The organism is Pseudoalteromonas sp. XMcav11-Q (genome assembly GCF_040104525.1).
Taxonomy (GTDB): domain Bacteria; phylum Pseudomonadota; class Gammaproteobacteria; order Enterobacterales; family Alteromonadaceae; genus Pseudoalteromonas.
The window spans coordinates 390,657-410,927 of sequence record NZ_JBECOX010000003.1; the positions used below are offsets into that span (position 1 = coordinate 390,657).

A 20,271-nucleotide genomic window follows, 5' to 3' on the forward strand; every position below is an offset into this window, starting at 1 on the left:
CTCACTCTCCTTGCAACAGCGCTTGCTGATAATCTGGCGCTTTAAAGTGGAATGGCACAGGACCATCCGCAAGGCCTTGTAAGAACTGCTGCACTAATGGCGATTCGTGTTCAAGCATCTGTTCAGGGGTTCCCGTACCAATCACACCTTGTTCAGCAATAATAACGACGTGGTCAGCAATGCTCAGTACTTCGGTGACATCATGGGTAACTATCAACGACGATAATCCCAACACTTCATTAAGCGACTTAATCAAGCGAACTAGAACACCCATGGAGATCGGATCCTGACCTGCAAACGGTTCATCGTACATGATTAATTCAGGATCAAGCGCAATAGAACGCGCTAAAGCCGCACGTCTTGCCATACCACCAGAAAGCTCTGCCGGCATTAAATCTTTTGCACCACGAAGGCCAACCGCTTGGAGTTTCATCAACACCACTAAACGGATTAACTCTTCAGATAATTCAGTATGCTCGCGCAGAGGAAACGCCACATTATCGAACACGCTCATATCAGTAAACAAAGCGCCACTTTGAAATAACATGCTCATGCGCGTTCGAGCTTGGTATAAAGCTGCTCGAGACATGTTAGGGATACTGTTTCCAGCAAAAAGAATATCACCGCTATCAGGCTTAAGCTGACCACCAATCAGTCGCAACATGGTGGTTTTACCAATGCCGCTCGGCCCCATTATTGCGGTAATTTTGCCTTTTGGTACGGAAAAGCTCATGTTTTTGTAGATGATCCTTTCACCCCGAGAGAAGGTTACATCCTTGATTTCTACAATTGACTGCGACAAGTCGCTCTCCAGATCCAGACTATATTCATCCAAGTATGATACTTTTTTTTCAAACAAGATGGAAAATCGTTTTGGTAAAATTTTGTAAGTAGTGAAATGTAACGGTTTGCTTATACTTTCCAGAGCGCTTTTGGTAGTATCTATCGAAATTTTAATCCTATTGGCTAGAGGTTCATGGTTTTATCGTTTGTTATTCTCATTCTTGGCTTTATTGCACTGGTTTGGAGTGCTGACCGCTTTGTTTTTGGTGCGGCCGCTCTTGCACGAAACTTTGGTGTACCAACATTAATTGTTGGTTTAACTATCGTGGCCATGGGTTCTTCAGCACCAGAAATGATGGTTGCTGCGCAAGCCTCTCTTGCAGATAAAACAGACACCGCCGTGGGCAATGCCATAGGTTCTAACATCGCCAATATCTTACTCGTTTTGGGTCTCACCGCGTTATTAAGGCCACTCTCCGTTGGCTCTGGTATTTTGCGCCGCGAAATGCCGCTGTTAGTCGTCGTTTCATTGGCAGCTTGGTATATCGTTAGTGATAACCACTTTAGTTTCGTAGAAGGTGTTTTGTTATTAGTCGGTTTCGCCGCTTTTCTTCTTGCACTTATCATTATCACCAAGCGTGGTGGTGGAGATAATGATGACCCATTTGTCAGTGAAGCCTGTGAAGAAGTGCCAAATAATATTCCAACTCAAAAAGCTGTTTTCTGGTTAATCGTGGGTATGATTTTACTGCCTATTAGCGCGGACTATCTCGTTGGCGCTGCGGTTGATATCGCCAAATATTTTGGCATGAGTGACCTGCTAATAGGATTAACCATTATCGCCGTTGGTACTAGTTTACCCGAGCTTGCTGCTTGTGTTGCTGGTGTACTAAAGAAGGAGGACGATCTAGCGCTTGGCAATATTATTGGTTCGAACATCTTTAATATATTGGCCGTGCTATCCATTGCTGGGATCATTAACCCATCCGTCCTCGACGCCAATATTGCGTCACGTGATATATTTATTATGCTTGGCGCGACACTGCTGCTTATCCTAATGAGCCTCAGCTTAACAGGTCAGCGCCGCATCAACCGCTTGGAAGGTGGCATACTTGTCGCAAGCTTCGTCGGTTATATTTACTACATCATTTAAGGAAGCCTTGTGACAACGAACCCATTTATTGATTCTGCAAATCAAGTTTTTGCTACCGAACTTGCAGCAATAGAAGAAGTGCAACAGTTTGTTGATCAGCAATTTGTAAAAGCCTGTGAAATTATGTTTGGCTGTCAAGGTCGCATCATCGTGATTGGCATGGGTAAGTCCGGCCACATCGGTAACAAAATCGCAGCGACACTCGCAAGTACTGGCAGCCCCGCATTTTTTGTTCATCCAGGTGAAGCAAGTCACGGCGACTTAGGTATGATCACCAAAGATGATGTGGTACTGATGATCTCCAACTCAGGGGAAACCCAAGAGGTGATCTCAATCCTACCTGTAATTAAGCGCTTAGGGGCCCCCGTTATTTCCATGACAGGCAACCCAAGCTCTACAATGGCTCGTAATGCGACGGTTCACCTTTGTGTTAAAGTATCAAAAGAAGCCTGCCCACTAGGACTTGCACCCACGGCCAGCACCACAGCTACGCTAGTGATGGGTGATGCGCTCGCGGTTGCGCTACTTGAAGCCAGAGGCTTTACGGCTGATGATTTTGCACTTTCCCACCCTGGTGGTAGTTTGGGAAGACGTCTACTACTAACCGTTGCTGATGTCATGCATCAAGGGGATGCAATCCCTATGGTCAATAGTCACTGCACAGTCAAAGAAGCTTTATTTGAAATGTCCGCAAAAAGTTTAGGTATGACGGCAATCGTAGATGAAAGCTCGCAATTACAAGGGATTTTTACCGATGGCGACTTGCGCCGTATTATCGAACAAAAGGTCGATATTCACACCACCCCAATCACGCAAGTAATGACGGCTAAAAGTACGACGGCACGCGCCGATATGCTCGCAGCTGAGGTACTCAATATTATGGAAACCAAACGGATTAACGGCTTGATTGTGGTGAACGAAAACAACATTCCGGTTGGCGCCTTGAATACGCAAGATTTACTTAGAGCGGGGGTGCTGTAATGCAATTTGAAGATTTATATCAGACGATTTCAACTGAAGCTTGGGAAAAAGCAAAACAAATCAAATTATTAATTTGCGATATTGATGGCGTATTCTCAGATGGCCGTATATACCTTGGTAACAATGGTGAAGAACTGAAAGCATTTAATACCAAAGACGGGTTTGGTATTAAGGCCTTGATTGATAGTGGTATCGAAGTCGCCGTTATCACAGGTAGACATTCACAAATAGTTCAGCAACGCATGACTAGTTTAAATGTAACTTATATTTACCAAGGTCAAGAAAACAAGTTAGTGGCATATGATGAACTGAAGACTAAGCTCAACCTTAATGATGACGAAATTGCATATATTGGTGATGATGGCCCAGATCTACCCGTAATGGAACGAGTTGGTTTTGCCGTTGCCGTCAATGATGCACATCCTCTTGTTAAACATATCGCCCATTACACGACCTTGATGCTAGGTGGCTTTGGTGCCGTGAGAGAACTAACTGATCTTCTAATGCTCAGCCAAAATCACTTATTGACTTCCAAAGGATCAAGTACATGACCGTATTACGTGTCATCTTACTCATTGTTTTCGCTTCTTTAATGGTATGGATGTGGTCGCCCATGTTTAATCCATCAGAGGCGGATCCAGCAAAAGAAGATGAACCGTTAGCTAAACCCGATTATGTTGCAACCACGCTTCAGCAAACGACCTATAGTGAAAATGGCTTATTAAACTATCAGGTAACTGCTGATAAGATGGAGTTGTATCAAGATCTTGGCTTTAGTCACTTTGAAAAGCCCATTTTCACCTTATATAACGGTGAACAGAATTGGCAAATAAGCGCATTAGAAGCAACCCTATACGAAAACAACACCTTGATATTAGAGGGCAATGTGTTGGCAAAGAATTTAACGCCTAACGCCATGATCACGGATATCAATGCCGATAATGTAAGAGTTGAAATTAAGCAAAAATTGATGAAGTCGGAACACCCTGTCGTTATCAACGGTCCTAGTCTTAGGATCACAGGTAAAGGACTGCATGCGGATCTACAAAAGCAAGTGATCGAACTCATCAACCACACAAAGACAATTTATTATGACCAGTAAAATCATTAACAAACTAGTTTTCATCGGCTTGCTTGCAAGTTCTACTCTAGCAATTGCTGCAGAACAAAATGAAGTCATTATTGATGCTGGCCGTCAGCAAGCTCAACTGCAAAGCAACATCGGTATTTTTGAACAGAATGTTGTTATTATTCATGGCAACAGAAAGATAAATGCCGATCGCCTAGAGGTCCACCGCCGCGCGGAGCTCGGCATTAACAAGCAACTGCTTGTGGCAACTGGCAGCCCTGCCACTTTTAGCGAACGTCAACCCGATGGCAACTTGCTAGAAGCCAAAGCAAATGAAATCCGTTACGACGTAGCGAAGGGAACCCTAGTGATTTCTGGTGATGCTGAAATCAATCAAACTGGGCAAAAAATCAATGCTCAAGTCATCACCTATGACATTGAAAAGCAATTGATCAGCGCTGAGCGCTCAGACCAAGAAGACTCTCGAGTAAGAACCATCCTTGTTCCTGTTGATGACAAAAAAGACGCTAAAGAGAAAAAAGCGCAGGAAGAAGGTAACAATTAATGAGCGAGCTCAAAGCAACTGGTCTAGCAAAGAGTTATAAAGGTCGTCAGGTCGTCAAAAATGTTGGTTTAAGTGTTCAGGCTGGCAGTATTGTAGGCTTATTAGGACCAAATGGTGCAGGTAAAACCACTACGTTCTACATGATTGTAGGGTTAGTACCAAGCGACAAAGGCTATATTCAGATTGATGACGAAGATATCACTTTGTTACCGATGCACAGCCGCGCACGACTTGGTATTGGCTATCTACCGCAAGAGTCTTCAATCTTTAGAAAACTCACGGTCTATCAAAATTTGATGGCGATTTTAGAAACTCGAAAAGACTTATCTAAAGTTGAAAGAGAAGCTGAACTAAACGAGTTACTGGATGAGTTTAATATTCAACACATTCGCGACTCACAGGGCATGGCATTGTCGGGAGGCGAAAGAAGACGAGTCGAAATTGCTCGCGCTTTAGCCGCAAACCCTAAGTTTATCCTGTTAGATGAACCTTTTGCTGGTGTTGATCCTATTTCGGTGTTAGATATAAAGACAATCATAGAGCACCTAAAAAACCGTGGTATCGGTGTGCTTATCACCGATCATAACGTTAGAGAAACACTGGACGTATGTGAAAAAGCCTACATCGTTTCACATGGTGAGTTAATCGCTGCAGGCACGCCAGAACATGTTTTGGCAGATCAAACCGTAAGAGATGTCTACCTAGGCGAACAATTCAAGCTATAGTTAAGACGTAGTATTAATAACTGTTAAAAAGGATTGTTAGAGATACATGAGGCAATCATTACAGCTGCGCATGGGGCAGCAACTTACAATGACTCCGCAACTGCAACAAGCCATTCGCTTGCTGCAGCTTAGTACATTGGATCTGCAACAAGAAATACAAGAAGCATTAGACAGCAATCCATTGTTGGAAGTGGAAGAAGGTGATAATACTGACGGCGAAAACGCTGACCAACACAGCCAAGAAAAGAGCCGTGCTGACGACAATCAAGATTCAGCCGATGAAACGCAGGTTAGTGACTATGAGATAGACTCAGATACCGCCATGAGCAAAGACACTGTGAGCGATGACCTTGCCATGGATGTCACTTGGGACGAGTATATGAGTGCAGCGCCTGCTGCAAGCTCAGGTCCACTTCCCGATGACGATAATGTTTATCAAGGGGAAACCTCTGAATCTCTCCACGATTATCTCATGTGGCAACTCGAACTGACACCATTTAGTCCAACAGATAGAGCTATTGCGATTGCGATTATTGAAGCTGTCGACCTGTCAGGCATTCTAACACTGTCTTGCGAAGACATTTTAGAAAGCATTAATGACGAGAATAGCGAAGAGCCTATTGAGCTAGATGAAGTCGAAGCCGTACTCAAACGCATTCAGCTTTTTGACCCTGTCGGTATCGCAGCGCGTAGTTTACAAGAATGCTTATGCATTCAGCTAAACCAATTCGCCCCAGATACCCCATGGATTGCCGAAACAAAAATGATCCTGACAGAGCATATCGACTTGCTTGCCAGCCGTGACTATCGAACTTTGGCTAAGAAAACGCGCCTTAAAGAAGCCGATCTCAAAGAGGTCATGACGTTAATACATAGCCTTAACCCAAAGCCTGCGGCAAGCATTATTCATGAAGAGCCTGAATATGTGATCCCTGACGTATCGGTGAAAAAAGTAAAAGGTCGTTGGGTCGTAGAGCTAAATCCTGATGCTATGCCTAAAATAAGAGTAAATGACCATTACGCTGCGATGTCTAGAACGGCGAAATCCAGTACGGATAGTCAGTTTATTCGCTCACATTTACAAGAAGCAAAGTGGTTTATTAAAAGCTTAGAAAGCCGAAATGATACTTTATTAAAAGTTACCAATTGCATTGTGCAACAACAACAGGCATTCTTTGAACATGGCCCCGAAGCAATGCGCCCTATGGTGCTAAATGATGTTGCTGAAATGGTTGAGATGCATGAGTCCACAATTTCCCGTGTGACAACACAAAAATACATGCATACACCTCGGGGAATATTTGAGCTGAAGTATTTCTTCTCTAGCCATGTAAGTACGGAAAATGGAGGTGAGTGCTCTTCTACAGCAATTAGAGCACTTATCAAAAAGCTGATAGCTGCAGAGAATACCGCGAAGCCATTGAGTGACAGCAAAATTGCAGATATCTTAGCTGAGCAAGGAATTAAGGTAGCGAGACGTACGATTGCAAAATATCGTGAATCCCTAGCCATTCCACCGTCAAATCAGCGTAAAAGCTTGATATAAGACGTAAAACCCAAGAAGGAAAAATGCTTATGCAACTAAATCTAACTGGTCGCCATGTAGAAATTACTGACTCATTAAGAGACTATGTCACCAACAAGTTTGCGAAGCTAGAAAGGCACTTTGATCATATCAATAATGTGCATGTGATCCTTGATGTCGAGAAACTAGTACAAAAAGCAGAAGCAACATTACACGTAAACGGCGGCGAGCTATTTGCATCAACAGAGCATCAAGATATGTATGCCGCAATTGATGGCCTTATCGACAAGCTAGATCGTCAAGTTATTAAACACAAAGAGAAGCTCACTCGACACTAAGATGAAATTAAGTGAATTAGTGAACAAGGACTGCAGTAAAGCTGCGGTCCTTTTTAATAGCAAAAAACGTATTTTAGAATACATCAGCGAACTGGCTCATAGCCAAATTCCAAATACCAGTCAGCATGCTATCTTGGACGCCTTAATGGCGCGAGAGAAATTGGGCAGCACAGGGATCGGTAAAGGCATTGCCATTCCCCATGGTCGACTTGAAGGTTTGGATAAAATCCTTGCAATGGTGCTTGTCAGCGAGCAAGGGATCCAGTTTGAAGCCATAGATAAGCAGCCTGTCGATATTTTTGTCGCGTTCATCGTACCTGAAGGTGATAATCAACAACACCTGAAGACCTTAGCGGCGATTGCTGATACACTCAAAGACAAGTCTTTTTGCAAAATGCTTAGGCAAGCAAAAAGTGATGATGAGTTATATGCAGTGATCCAAGGTGAACTTGATGAGTGATGACGAAAAAGGACTCGAGCTTATCATTATCAGTGGCCGCTCAGGCTCTGGTAAATCTGTAGCGCTTCGAGTATTGGAAGACTTAGGCTACTATTGTGTGGATAACATTCCGGTCAATTTGCTGCCGTCTTTAGTCCGCAGTGTTTCGGACAATTATAATAAAATTGCAGTCAGTATTGATGTTAGAAACTTACCTAAAGAACAGGACGAGTTTAATGACATTCTTGAATACTTACCAGGCTTTGCCAAACCTACCCTGTTTTATTTAGACAGTGACGATCAAACCCTGATAAAGCGCTTCTCAGAAACACGCCGTTTGCACCCTCTTTCACTGCATAATCTTCCATTAGATGTTGCGATAAAGAAAGAACGGGAATTGTTAGACGTGCTGATCACTCGCGCCGATTTTCTCATTGATACTACAGGCCTGAGCGTTCATCAACTTGCAGAAGATATCCGCGAAAAAATCTTAGGTAAAAAAGACAAACAACTCATTATTACCTTTGAATCTTTCGGCTTTAAACACGGCATCCCAAAACAAGCGGATTACGTTTTTGATGCGCGCTTTTTACCCAACCCACATTGGGAGCCTGAGCTTAAGCCGCTAACTGGCTTAGATCAGCCAGTCAAAGACTATTTGTCGAGTCACAGCATCGTGCAAAAGTTTACTTGGCAGATCCAAACCTTCGTACAAACTTGGTTACCACACTTAGAGCGTAACAATCGCAGTTATCTAACGATCGCAATAGGATGTACAGGTGGGCAACATCGCTCGGTATACTTAGCGCAAACCATTGGTGAACGTTTTGCTAAAACCCATCCCAACGTCAAAATTCGTCACCGAGAGCAAGAGGGTTAAATGTTAGAAGATACGTTTTTAATCCAAAACAAACTCGGCCTGCACGCTCGAGCAGCGACGGTTCTTGCGCAATTAGCAACCCAATTTGATGCCGAAGTGACCTTATATCAAGGAGACAAAAGTGCTGCTGCTGACAGCGTACTAGCGCTGTTGTTACTTGAAAGCAGCCAAGGGAAAGAAGTCCGAGTGATTTGTGAAGGTCCTGATGCTCAGTATGCACTAGACGCCATTGGCGGACTGATAGAAAATAAGTTTAATGAATCCGAGTAATCGTCAGTAAAACAATAAGGCCTGATTCATTTACTCCCTGCTAATCTCCCCCTCCTCCGTAACCAAAGTGGTCTAATAAGTCTCTCATAATTAAGCGTAAACCTTGGTAGTTCCTAATAAACTGAGTTACACTGTAATACCAATTTAGGTTTCTTTCGTGCAGTAAAGCGAGTTGCCGGAAAATCCTACTTTATCGTTGCGTACACCTTTAACGTGTATTAACGATAGCAACCCACCAGCAGAAACAACACGAATAAAATTCAAATTAAGAAATTGATTTCTGCGATAAAATAAATGAATAGGGTTAACTTAATCACGTTAGCCACCATTAATATCAAAAAGGATGCCTATGCCTGAAGTATTTGAACAAGACTACACACTGGAACAACTCCAAAAGGTAACTAACGCCTTAAACAGTGGTCAGTTTGTTCAAGTTAGGCGTATGCTCGCAGAAACAGCACCTTGTGACACTGCACTGCTTTTAGAATCATCCCCTCATAAAGTTCGCTCTATGCTGTGGCAGCTTGTTGACCCAGATATCCAAGGGGATGTCTTAGAGGAACTGTCAGAGGACGTAAGACTTGGGATCATCGCCCAGATGGAGCCGGAGCTAATTGCCGCCGCTACAGAAGACATGGACGACGATGACCTTGGTGATGTCCTAAGAAGCCTGCCTGATACCGTCTACCAAGACGTTATCGGTGCGATGGATAGCCAAGATAGAGAACGTGCGACACAAGCTTTGTCCTACAAGGAACACTCTGCCGGTGCGCTAATGAGCACCGACACGGTCACTATTCGACCCGATGTTACCTTAGAAGTTGTATTTAGATATCTACGCCTTAAAGGCGAATTGCCAGATGGTACGGACGAGTTGTATGTAGTTGATAAAGACAACTGCTTTTTAGGCACACTGCCTGTCAATACCTTATTAACTAAGTCTCCTGACAGTATGGTTCGAGACTTGATGGATGAAGATAAGGAAACGATCCCTATCTCCATGGATGAGTCTGAAGTGGCGCAGCTTTTTGAGCGTCATAACTGGATCTCAGCTCCCGTCGTTGACGATAACGCCCATTTGCTTGGCCGTGTCACCATTGATGACGTTGTTGACGTTATTCGTGAAGATGCTGAGCACAGCTTGTTAAGTATGGCAGGTCTTGAAGATGAAGAAGACACCTTTGCGCCAGTTTTAAAAAGTAGCCAGCGCCGCTCTATTTGGCTTGGGATTAACCTGCTAACTGCCTTGATGGCTGCGTTTGTTGCAAGCTTCTTCGAAGGTACTTTGGATATTTTACCTATTCTCGCGGTGTTAAATGGCATAGTACCAAGTATGGGCGGCGTTGCCGGTAGCCAAACGCTAACCCTAGTGATTCGCGGTATTGCCCTTGGTCATATTAACCAGACTAACCAAAAGTTTTTAATGGGTAAAGAGCTGGCGATCGGCGCCTTAAACGGCGTGCTGTGGTCTGTCTTGATCGCTGGGGTTATTGCTATATGGCAGTGGGATTTTACACTCGGTGCTGTAATTGCCTTCGCAATGTTTATGAACTTAGTCGCAGCGGGTATCGCGGGTGCCAGTATTCCAATTATGTTAAAGAAAATGAATATCGATCCAGCGCTAGCTGGTAGTGTGGTACTAACAACCGTTACCGATATTGTCGGGATCTTTGCATTCCTTGGCACCGCAACTTGGTTATTAGTGTAGCAGTAACAGTGTCGAAACGGCGGGAAATGCTGGTTAAAACCAGCATTTCTTGAGCTGAGAGAGGGAGTTATTCGCCCGCTATTTGCATATTATTGAGTAGTATAGAGCCGGTTTGTACTGCGCCTCGGCATTCAATATCAGCGCCAACGCCTTCAATCCCCATAAACATATCTTTTAAATTACCAGCGATAGTAATTTCACTTACAGGATATTGAAGTTCTCCATTTTCGACCCAAAAACCAGCAGCTCCCCTAGAGTAATCACCTGTTACCGTATTAACACCTTGCCCCATAAGTTCAGTGACTAACAAACCAGTGCCCATCGACGCAAGTAGGCTGGTTAAATCGTCGTGTGTTGGTTTTACTAACCAGTTATGGATCCCACCTGCGTGACCTGTCGCTTGCATATTCATTCTACGTGCAGCATAGCTTGCCAATAAGTAAGTATTGAGCACGCCATCTGTGATAATTTCACGGTCGATGGTTTTTACACCTTCGCTATCGAAAGGACTCGAAGCAAGCCCTCTTAATAAATGTGGCTTCTCTTCAATGTTAACGCAGCGATTAAAAATTTGTGTGTCTAAAGAATCCAACAAGAAGCTAGACTTACGATATAGCGCGCCGCCACCAATACCTGACACTAAGTGCCCAAATAAGCTGTTAGCAATATCCGCTCGAAAAATAACAGGCACTTTGCGCGTTGACACCTTACGACTGCCTAATTTTGCAAGCGTTGATTGTGCCGCCTCTAAACCGACTTCTTCAGGGGATTTTAGCTCCGTGTGCACGCGAGATAACGCATATGCAGAGTCCCGTTGCATTTGCTCACCCTCTTTACCAATCACCATGGTGCTCAGGCTGTGTCTGGTACGTGGGAACCCTGCAATTAAGCCATGACTATTGCCATATACACGGATCCCTTGGTGGCTCGATAAGCTCGCGCCATCAGAATTCACGATTCGAGGATCGAATGCTAACGCAGCTTTTTCAGCAGTAATACATTGCTCAATGGCTTCATCAGGAGAAACTTGCCAAGGATGGAAAAGATCTAAATCTGCTGGTGACATCTCTAGCAAGGCTTTATCCGCCACACCATTACAGGGGTCATCCGAGGTAAATCGAGCAATATCTACGGCTTTTTCAACCACTGAGCGCAGGGCTTCAGGACTCAGATCCGCGGTTGATGCTGAGCCTTTATGATTACCCACATAAACGCTGATACCAAGACCACCATCTTGATTAAACTCAATGGTTTCAACCTCTCCCATTCGTGTACTTACAGACAGACCAGAGGTACTAGACATCGCCGCTTCTGCCGAGGTTGCACCTAGTTTTTTAGCATGCGCTAACACATCGGCAACTGCATTTTTCACATCATCAATTTGATTATATATAGGGTGTTGTTGAGGTTGAGTCATAGATACCTTATCCGCTCGCTCGTCTAACTAAAACATATTAGTTAATATGCTATCACAGCTACTAACTATTGTAGTGATCAATTGTGGTATACTCTAATGTTAGAGACCTTAATATTTACTAGTATAGACAAGACCGATGGCTAAACACGAGCAAACGACCGAAGAAGAGATTATTTACGTTTCAAAAAGCGAGCTTAAGCGCGAAGCGCTTGAGTTGCATGAACTAGGCTGTGAAATCGCAGGGCTTGGCAAGAAGCAGCGTGAGAAGTTACCTCTAACGGACGAGCTTAAAGAGGCCATGACTGTTGCGGATAGGATCCGTGCTAAAACAGATGCTTACCGTCGTCATATGAACTACATTGCCAAGACATTGCGTAGTACTCCAAATGTCGAAGATATTCAGGCTGCGATGGATTTGATGCTAAATAAGAACAATAAAGCAGACGTATTGCTGAATAAGATTGAGCTTATTCGCGATGAAGTGATTGCCAAAGGAGATAGCAAGATTAATGAGCTATTGGATAAGTATCCTGAACTTGAGCGTCAAAAAATGCGCCAGATGGCGCGCCAAGCAAGTAAAGAAGTAAAAGCTGAGAAGCCAGGCAAAGCCTACAAAGAGCTGTTCCAGTATTTAAAAGAAGCGATTATGCCGTAACGCAGTGTTGTGGCTCTGATACAACATAAAAAGGCGCTGATGCGCCTTTTTACTTATGATTAGGGCCTGTTTACCTTTCAAGTTTGTTTTTGCAGGTAGTATTACGCTGTGCCACCGACAGTAATTTCGTCAATCTTCAAACTCGGTTGACCGACTCCCACAGGGACGCTTTGACCATCTTTACCACATACCCCAACGCCTCTATCAAGCGCAAGGTCATTGCCTACCATAGAGACCTTTTTCATCACCTCTGGGCCATTGCCTATAAGCGTTGCACCTTTAATTGGTTGGGTTATCTTACCATTCTCAATTAAGTAGGCTTCAGACGCTGAGAATACAAATTTACCGGAGGTAATATCCACTTGACCACCGCCAAAGTTACTAGCAAAAATGCCTTTATCTACGCTACGAATGATCTCTTCTTGACTGTGCTCACCCGCAAGCATGTAGGTATTTGTCATTCTCGGCATCGGCAAATGGGCATAAGACTCACGACGCGCATTACCTGTAGGCGCCACGCCCATTAAGCTCGCGTTTTGCTTATCTTGCATATAGCCTTTCAAAATACCATTTTCAATCAGTACGTTGTATGCCGCTGGCGTACCTTCATCGTCCACATTCAAAGAGCCGCGACGGTCGGCTATCGTGCCATCATCCACCACAGTACAAAGACTCGAAGCGACTTGTTCACCTATTTTGCCACTGAATGCAGAGGCACCTTTACGGTTAAAATCACCTTCTAGGCCATGTCCAACAGCTTCGTGTAACAAAACGCCCGGCCAACCAGAACCGAGCACCACAGGCATCGCACCTGCTGGTGCATCAATGGCTTCAAGATTCACGCGTGCTTGGCGCACAGCTTCTTTGGCAAACTGCATCCATCTCGGTGCACCGTCTACTAACTCTTTAAAGTAACCATAATCTAAACGCGCACCACCACCGGCACTACCACGCTCTCTGCGACCATTTTTCTCAAGGAGTACCGAACAATTTAAACGTATTAACGGGCGAATGTCGGTTGCAAATGTACCGTCGCTTGCGGCAATTAACACTTCTTCATATACCGCAGACAGCGAACTGACTACTTGCTGCGCCTCAGGCGCTAAATCGCGAATGCACTGTTCAAGCTCTCTAAGTAAAGCCACTTTATCCGCATCACTCATGCTGGTAATTGGCTGTGCTGGTTGAAATTGAATGGGTGCTTTTACGTCGCTAAATACTTGAACTTTACTGCTTTCGCCAGCTTGCGCAATGCTACGCGCAGCTTCTGCTGCTTTGGTTAACGCTTCAATATTGATGGCATCAGAATAACTAAAGCCAGTCTTCTCACCACTCACTGCACGCACACCAACACCACGTTCGATGTTGTAGCTGCCGTCTTTGACTATGCCGTCTTCCAGCACCCAAGTTTCGTGGTAGCTTGATTGAAAGTACAGATCGGCATAATTTACTTTGTGCTGATGAATATACTCGAGAGTCTGTGATAATTGCTCACGTGTCAGCTGGCTATTGGTCAGTAAATTCCGCTCTACATTACTCATAAAAACTCACTTTTAAATCGGTTATGATCCGCAACCGGCATTTTTTGCCGGATCGAATCAAGAAACGCACTATCTAGCTGCTGTGAAATAGGTTCTAAATTCGCACCAGAGTCAATTAAGACTTCACCCCAAGGCGATACAATTAAACTGTGTCCATAGGTTTCTCGGCCATTTTCATGACAACCTACTTGCGCGGCTGCAACTACATAGCATTGGTTTTCTATCGCCCTCGCCTGTAATAATGGCTGCCAGTGTGCCTTACCCGTTGCACAGGTAAAAGCACTCGGGACTAAAAATAGCTCAGCTCCCTTCGCTCTCATCATTTGGAACAAACCTGGAAAGCGCAGATCATAACACACGCTTAATCCAATTCTGCCAAATGGACTATCCACTACCACGACATCCTGTCCACGCTCTGTTCGCTCAGACTCTCGATATTGTTTAGTTTTGTCACTCACATCGGCGTCAAATAGATGGATCTTATTATAGCGTGCTACGATTTCGCCACTCGAATCAAATAAGTAACTCGCAGCCAGATATTTATCGCTCTGGCTTGGTATCGCGATGGTACCTGCCGCCAACCAAATGCTATATTGTTGACAAAGCGCTGAAAGCTCTCCAAGCAGTGCTTCATTATGCTGCGCGTATTCCCAAGTCTGTTGCGCATTGTCGCAAAACGCCAGCCAAGTTTCAGGTAAACAAACTAAGGTTGGCTCTTCCACCACTAACTTAACCAGCTGACTTTTAAGGTAATCTATATTTGTTTGGGGTGCTTTAGCCGAGCACATTGGCAATGCAATCACCTTAGCCATTACCACTTTCCTTATTTTGCGACACAAGAGGTTGCTCACTATGCTTAAGTGTAGCACTTGGATGTGATTCTGAGCTCAATGCTGGTGCTTCTTTATTGGTATTCTCATCAACTCCATCTGGCATAGCCTCTTCACTAGGAGGCACAACCGGTTTGGGTAACTCAATTTCTTTACTCTTACGATCAACCTCGGTAACCACTGGCTCTTGCATCGTTCCGGTGATTTTAAAATTAATCTCAGAGATCACTCGCGCCGAGTGGATAACCTTATCTAATGCCAGTGCAGCTAACCCCGTCACAGGGTTCACCGCCCATGCCATAATCACAGGTAAACTCGACGTGACTTGAGGTGCGACGGCTAAATCATAATTAATTTCGTGAGTATTGAGATCGGCATAGCCACGTATCGTTAGATCCGCAGGCACGCCATCGAGCTTCGCATCTTCAGTGATCGCAATACCATTCGTTAGTTGTACCGAACCACTCATACTGTTATAGAAAAAGCCTTTAGAAAACACATCTCTAAAGTCCAAGCGTAACTTTCTGATCAAAGAGTCCAAACTCAGCAATGAAAAGACACGTGCTCCTTTGTCGCTTATTTCTGCCAAGTGGCCCTCTCCTAAGCGCCAAGTCAACTCGCCACCTAGGCTAGGTAAATCCATTTCGTATGGCGCGCCTTGCCAATTGAGGACAAAATCTATGTTGGCGCGGGAGTCTTTAATTGTCGAAGTAATATCAAACTCATCCGTTAGTTCACCAAAGTCATTGCTGTTTAACGCGCCGCTTAGCGTCGTTTTACCTTGCTCAAACCGGCCACTGGCATTGAGTTTATGATCTTTTTTGTCAATCACTAACTCTGAAATATTGAGTCTATTACCATCCCCAAACAACGACATATTGACCTGATCTAACTGATATTCATCAACTTTACAGTCACCGCACACAAATTCGGTTGCAGGTAAGCTCAACAACCAATCTAATGAGTGAACGTCTTTTTCCACTGTCTCTTGCGCTTGCGGCTCCGACTTAGGTAAATTTAGACGTAAATAATCACTATTAATGTGAATAGGCCGGCTTGAGTTTGACGCTGGAATAGCCACTTGTGAGCGCATTTCTTTACTATTGATTTTAAGCTGCATCGCGCCGTCAATCGCGGCCATAGTAAAGTCAACATCATGGAAAGGGATCTCAGAGAATGTTACTTTTGAGAAAGAACCATTTACCTGATTCAGTGCTGGTAGAAATGCAGGGTCGGAACCTGAATTTGGCGCTTTGATAATGCGGTTGATCAGTGGTAACCAAGGCAACAGCTCGACTTCTTGTTGTTTGATTGTGATATCAAAACCGGATGCATTTAAGCCTTCATCTTTACTGCCAATTATCAGGTGTGCATTACGCATCGCACCGGATCCATTTTCAACGATGCCATTAAAATACAATTGATTATCTAGGCTTGCCGTAACAAGATTCGAAATATCATCCCCTAATACAGTGCCGCTTAGCAGTTTAGCTTGATCAGCAGGTTTTCCGAATGGATCGGGTAAGTGACTCGCGATCCCCCGTAAGTCACTAGCAAATTTGGCTTTATAGTTAAATCCTGCATTGGCAAAATTAAGGATAAGCTCAGTGCTCAGCACGCTATTGCCTTCAAAGTAGCCGTCAATAATTCCATTTGCGTGCGGTTGCAGTTGCTCAACCCCAGCTTCAAGACTGACCTTGGTCGTTACTTGATAATTTTGCTTATCTCCGCTTCCTGATAAGTCCAACGACAGGGGCATGTCCAGCCACTTAGCGGTCAAATTATTCACTTTGATAGTGTCATCATCGAAGCTAACCACACCTTTCACTTGCTGTAATTGCATGCCAGGCTTTGCCAAAAAGACAGGATTGTTGTCTAGGTAGATGTCACCTTTAGCATGTACGGCACCTGATTTCAGGTCGACGACCAATTGCACATCCCCTTTTGCATCACCTTTACCTTGAACAATATCTAATATATTCGCGAGTGGATCTGCGAGCGGCGTTGCCGCAAAGAAAGGCTGTAGCGTGCTCGCTTCTGTGGAGTGACTAATATCAACAGTCAGCACATCAGCGTGATTTAGATCCGCAATACTCACAACGACACCCTCATCAATACTTTGATTAACAAGTTCTCCACGGTGTGCGTAGATATCCATTCTTTCGTTTTCGAAGTGTAGTGTGACATCCCCTGAAGTAACGCTAGGCCAATCCGGTGCAAAACCAAAAGTAACATCATTCAAACGTGATTTAACTTCAAACTGACCTTGCTTATCAGCGAATGGAAATTGTGAAAGCGCCCCACTCAGTAAGACTTGAGTCTGCAAGTGCTGACCACCTTGGATCCCTGCTTCTAAATAGTCAACTAAGCTTTTACGCATAATACTGACAGGAAAGTACTGTGAAGCGATTTCACCACGCCCACCGAGTAGCTCCGCATATAAATCAAGCCGAGGGTCATCTGATAACTGCAAGGAAAATTCTGTAGCTAACGCTACGTCTTGATTACTAAGCCAAAAGTTGGGACTGGAAACTTGCCAGCCTTGTGCTTGTTGATTGCGAATATAGACATCACCACTGAGCTGCTGGAGCTTAATATTATCTTTGAAGGTCTCTTTGGATAGTAATTCAGTTTGTTCAGCACTTAAATTGAGCCTAACTTGCTCATCAGTCGCACTCACCTCTAATCTGGTACCATAAATTCCCGGGATCCCATGAAATGGCTCAAAAGCTATCTCTTCAATAACTCCCCATGCCGCAAAAGCGTTATTAGTACCAAGACTGAATTTCGCTGCGCTCAGTTGACCATTGGGATTCATGCCATACAGCAAATCTCGTCCAGGGAATTTAGCAAGTTGTGCTAACTCAGCTAAAAAGTTGGCGTTAATATCCTTTAACCAAAAGGTCTTGTTATCTTTATGCCATTTCGCTTCAAATAAAATAGGAGCAAGCGCTTCTAGATTGCGACTAAACTGGATACCACTACTTTGCACCCACCAACCTTGCTGATCTGGCTTTAACAGAAATTGCGCATCGTCTAATGCCAATGTGCGCTGATTTTCATCTTCTTGCCAAGTCAAGGTACTGGGTTTGATATCCACTGTGATATCTTGCAATGTACCTTCCTCGAAACCCAACCATAGCTGAGCATTGATGTCTGCTTTTAGGTCTGGATGCGCTAAGGTGATAAGCTCTTCTAGCCAATCTACCGGATTAACCTTATCCGCGGATACATAGATATTCCCCGCCAATTCGCGTAGCTTTCGTCCCGACAAAGAAAGACGAGCGTTAAACTGGCCTTGAGAAAATCCCGGTAATGCGATTTCTCCTGCCCCCTCATGTAATGCACTAGAGTTTTGCCACACCAAATCTTTCAATAATAAACTGTGGGTCTTACCACTAGAAAAGGTGATATTAAGACGACTGTTTTGCACCGCAAAATGCCCAACATCACCTAAGAAAAGGCTTTCAATTAATGCTTGCTGCTCAAAAGCACCTTGATCTTGAGCCGCGCTTAATTTGCTCAGATCTATATCGGCCTCAAACCCTTCCAGTACAAAATAGTTAGATGCGATCTGCATTTGTCGTACAGACTCAAATACATTGAGCTGCAAAGAGGTTTTGGCAATATTAATGGAGATTGGCGAGTCTTTATTGTCTTTAAAAGAGAGCGATTCCAACACCAGAGCAGGCCCATTGCCTTCCCAACTCGCACTGATCTGGCCAATACTAATATCAACATTCAGTTGCTTTTGGATCAGCGCTTCGATGTTACTTCTATAATCATTAACATAGGGCAAGGCGTACTTCAGCGCAGACACCAGCACCGCGAGTGTCACTAAAGTGATCGCAAAGATTTGCCACGCTTTACGCAGGCAGAAAAAACAGACGGCCTTAGCCTGCATGTACCGCTACCCTTTACATCATTACTACGTCAAACTGCTCTTGGCTATATAAGCTCTCAGTTTGAATGCTAACCTGCTTACCAATAAATAATTCAAGCTCAGCTAAATTATGATACTCATCGTTGATCAAGGCTTCGCTCACCGCTGGCGAGGCATAAACCATAAACTTGTCGGCATCATAAGCACGATTCACACGCACGATTTCCCGTAGGATCTCATAACAAACGGTTTCGACCGTTTTTAGTGAACCACGACCGGAGCAAGATGGACACACATCACAAAGAATATGCTCTAGACTTTCGCGCGTGCGCTTGCGGGTCATTTCTACAAGACCAAGTGCAGAGAGTCCATTGATATTGGCTTTCGCTCGGTCTTTAGACAACGCAGTTTCTAAAGAGTGCAATACTCGGCGTTTATGCTCGTCAGATACCATATCAATAAAGTCGATAATAATGATACCACCAAGGTTTCGTAACCTTAGTTGCCGCGCAATTGCTGACGTTGCTTCAACATTGGTATTAAAAATCGTCTCTTCGAGGTTACGATGGCCAACGAACGCGCCAGTATTGACATCAACCGTTGTCATTGCTTCTGTTTGGTCAATGATAAGGTAGCCACCAGACTTTAACTCAACCTTTCGATGTAGTGCCTTTTGGATCTCAGTTTCAACATCAAACAAGTCAAAAATGGGACGCTCACCTGGGTAATACTCAAGTGCACTTGCAAGCTGGGGAACAAACTCTTCAGTGAAAAGTTTTAGCTCTTGGTAAGTTAACTTTGAGTCAACACGGATACGCTCCATGTCCTCACCAACATAATCACGCAAGGTGCGAAATGCTAAGGTAAGATCCTCATGCAAAATTTTTGCTTTGCTCGTTTTGCGGCGGCGAGTTACAATTTTCTGCCAAAGCTTTTTCAAAAACTCCGCATCATGCTGTAACTCAGCTTCCGAAGCGCCTTCAGCAGCGGTACGAACGATAAAACCACCGTTTTCGTCATTATATTGTGCAACGATCTCTTTTAACCGGTCACGCTCTTGTTCGGTTTCAATACGTTGACTCACTCCCACATGCGTCGCATCAGGCATAAACACCAAATAACGTGAGGGAATAGTGATATCCGTTGTCAGTCTAGCGCCTTTTGTGCCAAGCGGATCTTTGACTACTTGTACCATAATGAACTGGCCTTGTTTCACCAGCTCACGAATGTCCTGCACTTTCTTAACTGGGGACTCGGCCACCCCCTCTTCGATAGAAGCGCTGTTCACGATATCTGACGCATGTAGGAATGCCGCTTTTTCCAAACCGATGTCCACAAAAGCAGCCTGCATACCAGGAAGAACTCGGCTTACTTTGCCAAGATAAATATTACCGACGATGCCTAGGTTACCGATCCGTTCAACTTGAACTTCTTGCAGCACCCCATTTTCGATTAAGGCTACGCGACTTTCACTTGGGGTGACATTGATTAGTAGTTCGCTACTCATAT

The 20,271-nt window shown here is 44.2% G+C and carries 19 protein-coding genes; 13 read left to right on the plus strand and 6 right to left on the minus strand.

What is annotated here, in order from left to right; translation table 11 throughout:
- Position 1: 1 nt before the first annotated feature.
- The gene (locus tag ABMY45_RS07390) at positions 2-802 is read right to left on the minus strand and encodes an ATP-binding cassette domain-containing protein (RefSeq protein WP_010376674.1); all 801 of its coding nucleotides are present in this window, start codon (positions 800-802) and stop codon (positions 2-4) included.
- A gap of 174 nt (positions 803-976) precedes the next feature.
- On the opposite strand from ABMY45_RS07390, the gene ABMY45_RS07395 reads away from it, so the two are divergent.
- The 12 genes from ABMY45_RS07395 (at position 977) to mgtE (ending at position 10,436) form a co-directional block, all read left to right on the plus strand.
- Complete coding sequence (locus tag ABMY45_RS07395) at positions 977-1,936, plus strand: calcium/sodium antiporter (RefSeq protein WP_102055983.1); 960 nt, start codon at positions 977-979, stop codon at positions 1,934-1,936.
- A 9-nt stretch (positions 1,937-1,945) separates the two neighbouring features.
- Positions 1,946-2,917: a KpsF/GutQ family sugar-phosphate isomerase gene (locus ABMY45_RS07400; protein ID WP_010605930.1), complete on the plus strand. Its 972-nt coding sequence runs from the start codon at positions 1,946-1,948 to the stop codon at positions 2,915-2,917.
- The gene (gene kdsC / locus ABMY45_RS07405) at positions 2,917-3,468 is read left to right on the plus strand and encodes a 3-deoxy-manno-octulosonate-8-phosphatase KdsC (protein ID WP_349288679.1); all 552 of its coding nucleotides are present in this window, start codon (positions 2,917-2,919) and stop codon (positions 3,466-3,468) included. The genes ABMY45_RS07400 and kdsC overlap by 1 nt, the downstream gene beginning before the upstream one ends.
- Complete coding sequence (gene lptC / locus ABMY45_RS07410; RefSeq protein ID WP_010605932.1) at positions 3,465-4,019, plus strand: LPS export ABC transporter periplasmic protein LptC; 555 nt, start codon at positions 3,465-3,467, stop codon at positions 4,017-4,019. Before kdsC ends, lptC begins: the two co-directional genes overlap by 4 nt.
- Complete coding sequence (lptA, locus tag ABMY45_RS07415) at positions 4,009-4,551, plus strand: lipopolysaccharide transport periplasmic protein LptA (RefSeq protein WP_010605933.1); 543 nt, start codon at positions 4,009-4,011, stop codon at positions 4,549-4,551. The genes lptC and lptA overlap by 11 nt, the downstream gene beginning before the upstream one ends.
- Positions 4,551-5,276 carry an LPS export ABC transporter ATP-binding protein gene (lptB, locus tag ABMY45_RS07420; RefSeq protein WP_010605934.1) on the plus strand — a complete coding sequence of 242 codons (726 nt, stop codon included), beginning with the start codon at positions 4,551-4,553 and terminating at the stop codon, positions 5,274-5,276. Before lptA ends, lptB begins: the two co-directional genes overlap by 1 nt.
- 46 nt (positions 5,277-5,322) lie before the next feature.
- Positions 5,323-6,822 carry an RNA polymerase factor sigma-54 gene (locus tag ABMY45_RS07425; RefSeq protein WP_102055981.1) on the plus strand — a complete coding sequence of 500 codons (1,500 nt, stop codon included), beginning with the start codon at positions 5,323-5,325 and terminating at the stop codon, positions 6,820-6,822.
- Positions 6,823-6,851: 29 nt separating this feature from the next.
- Complete coding sequence (gene hpf, locus ABMY45_RS07430; RefSeq protein ID WP_010376661.1) at positions 6,852-7,139, plus strand: ribosome hibernation promoting factor; 288 nt, start codon at positions 6,852-6,854, stop codon at positions 7,137-7,139.
- A 1-nt stretch (position 7,140) separates the two neighbouring features.
- The gene (gene ptsN / locus ABMY45_RS07435) at positions 7,141-7,599 is read left to right on the plus strand and encodes a PTS IIA-like nitrogen regulatory protein PtsN (RefSeq protein ID WP_010605936.1); all 459 of its coding nucleotides are present in this window, start codon (positions 7,141-7,143) and stop codon (positions 7,597-7,599) included.
- Positions 7,592-8,458, plus strand: coding sequence for an RNase adapter RapZ (rapZ, locus tag ABMY45_RS07440; RefSeq protein WP_239420665.1), 867 nt, complete (start codon positions 7,592-7,594; stop codon positions 8,456-8,458). The genes ptsN and rapZ overlap by 8 nt, the downstream gene beginning before the upstream one ends.
- Positions 8,459-8,728, plus strand: a complete 270-nt coding sequence (locus ABMY45_RS07445) for an HPr family phosphocarrier protein (protein WP_349288680.1) — start codon at positions 8,459-8,461, stop codon at positions 8,726-8,728.
- Positions 8,729-9,077: 349 nt separating this feature from the next.
- Positions 9,078-10,436: a magnesium transporter gene (gene mgtE / locus ABMY45_RS07450; RefSeq protein ID WP_227387567.1), complete on the plus strand. Its 1,359-nt coding sequence runs from the start codon at positions 9,078-9,080 to the stop codon at positions 10,434-10,436.
- A 67-nt stretch (positions 10,437-10,503) separates the two neighbouring features.
- Here the strand turns inward: mgtE and pmbA are convergent, their stop codons facing one another.
- Positions 10,504-11,853 (minus strand): metalloprotease PmbA, encoded by a 1,350-nt coding sequence (pmbA, locus tag ABMY45_RS07455; protein ID WP_010605939.1) that lies wholly within the window; start codon positions 11,851-11,853, stop codon positions 10,504-10,506.
- Between the two features lie 136 nt (positions 11,854-11,989).
- Here pmbA and yjgA point away from each other — a divergent pair, with 136 nt between their 5' ends.
- Entirely contained in the window at positions 11,990-12,508 is a 519-nt protein-coding gene (gene yjgA / locus ABMY45_RS07460; RefSeq protein ID WP_010605940.1) for a ribosome biogenesis factor YjgA, read from the plus strand.
- Between the two features lie 101 nt (positions 12,509-12,609).
- Here yjgA and tldD read toward each other — a convergent pair whose 3' ends face one another.
- From tldD to rng, 4 genes are read right to left on the minus strand one after another with little or no spacing between them, the layout of a single operon-like run.
- Positions 12,610-14,049 carry a metalloprotease TldD gene (gene tldD, locus ABMY45_RS07465; RefSeq protein WP_349288681.1) on the minus strand — a complete coding sequence of 480 codons (1,440 nt, stop codon included), beginning with the start codon at positions 14,047-14,049 and terminating at the stop codon, positions 12,610-12,612.
- The gene (locus ABMY45_RS07470) at positions 14,046-14,861 is read right to left on the minus strand and encodes a carbon-nitrogen hydrolase family protein (protein ID WP_206473424.1); all 816 of its coding nucleotides are present in this window, start codon (positions 14,859-14,861) and stop codon (positions 14,046-14,048) included. Before ABMY45_RS07470 ends, tldD begins: the two co-directional genes overlap by 4 nt.
- Positions 14,854-18,783: a YhdP family protein gene (locus ABMY45_RS07475; RefSeq protein WP_349288682.1), complete on the minus strand. Its 3,930-nt coding sequence runs from the start codon at positions 18,781-18,783 to the stop codon at positions 14,854-14,856. The genes ABMY45_RS07470 and ABMY45_RS07475 overlap by 8 nt, the downstream gene beginning before the upstream one ends.
- A 13-nt stretch (positions 18,784-18,796) precedes the next feature.
- Positions 18,797-20,269 carry a ribonuclease G gene (gene rng / locus ABMY45_RS07480; protein ID WP_010376650.1) on the minus strand — a complete coding sequence of 491 codons (1,473 nt, stop codon included), beginning with the start codon at positions 20,267-20,269 and terminating at the stop codon, positions 18,797-18,799.
- Positions 20,270-20,271: the final 2 nt, after the last annotated feature.

Bases quoted from the DNA above. Each gene is read 5' to 3' on its own strand.
- ABMY45_RS07475 (WP_349288682.1), bottom strand. From the start codon at position 18,783: ATGCAGGCTAAGGCCGTCTGTTTTTTCTGCCTGCGTAAAGCGTGGCAA.
- mgtE (WP_227387567.1), top strand. From the start codon at position 9,078: ATGCCTGAAGTATTTGAACAAGACTACACACTGGAACAACTCCAAAAG.
- lptA (WP_010605933.1), top strand. From the start codon at position 4,009: ATGACCAGTAAAATCATTAACAAACTAGTTTTCATCGGCTTGCTTGCA.
- yjgA (WP_010605940.1), top strand. From the start codon at position 11,990: ATGGCTAAACACGAGCAAACGACCGAAGAAGAGATTATTTACGTTTCA.
- ABMY45_RS07395 (WP_102055983.1), top strand. From the start codon at position 977: ATGGTTTTATCGTTTGTTATTCTCATTCTTGGCTTTATTGCACTGGTT.
- pmbA (WP_010605939.1), bottom strand. From the start codon at position 11,853: ATGACTCAACCTCAACAACACCCTATATATAATCAAATTGATGATGTG.
- lptC (WP_010605932.1), top strand. From the start codon at position 3,465: ATGACCGTATTACGTGTCATCTTACTCATTGTTTTCGCTTCTTTAATG.
- tldD (WP_349288681.1), bottom strand. From the start codon at position 14,049: ATGAGTAATGTAGAGCGGAATTTACTGACCAATAGCCAGCTGACACGT.
- ABMY45_RS07425 (WP_102055981.1), top strand. From the start codon at position 5,323: ATGAGGCAATCATTACAGCTGCGCATGGGGCAGCAACTTACAATGACT.
- rapZ (WP_239420665.1), top strand. From the start codon at position 7,592: ATGAGTGATGACGAAAAAGGACTCGAGCTTATCATTATCAGTGGCCGC.
- ptsN (WP_010605936.1), top strand. From the start codon at position 7,141: ATGAAATTAAGTGAATTAGTGAACAAGGACTGCAGTAAAGCTGCGGTC.
- lptB (WP_010605934.1), top strand. From the start codon at position 4,551: ATGAGCGAGCTCAAAGCAACTGGTCTAGCAAAGAGTTATAAAGGTCGT.
- kdsC (WP_349288679.1), top strand. From the start codon at position 2,917: ATGCAATTTGAAGATTTATATCAGACGATTTCAACTGAAGCTTGGGAA.
- ABMY45_RS07470 (WP_206473424.1), bottom strand. From the start codon at position 14,861: ATGGCTAAGGTGATTGCATTGCCAATGTGCTCGGCTAAAGCACCCCAA.
- hpf (WP_010376661.1), top strand. From the start codon at position 6,852: ATGCAACTAAATCTAACTGGTCGCCATGTAGAAATTACTGACTCATTA.
- rng (WP_010376650.1), bottom strand. From the start codon at position 20,269: ATGAGTAGCGAACTACTAATCAATGTCACCCCAAGTGAAAGTCGCGTA.
- ABMY45_RS07445 (WP_349288680.1), top strand. From the start codon at position 8,459: ATGTTAGAAGATACGTTTTTAATCCAAAACAAACTCGGCCTGCACGCT.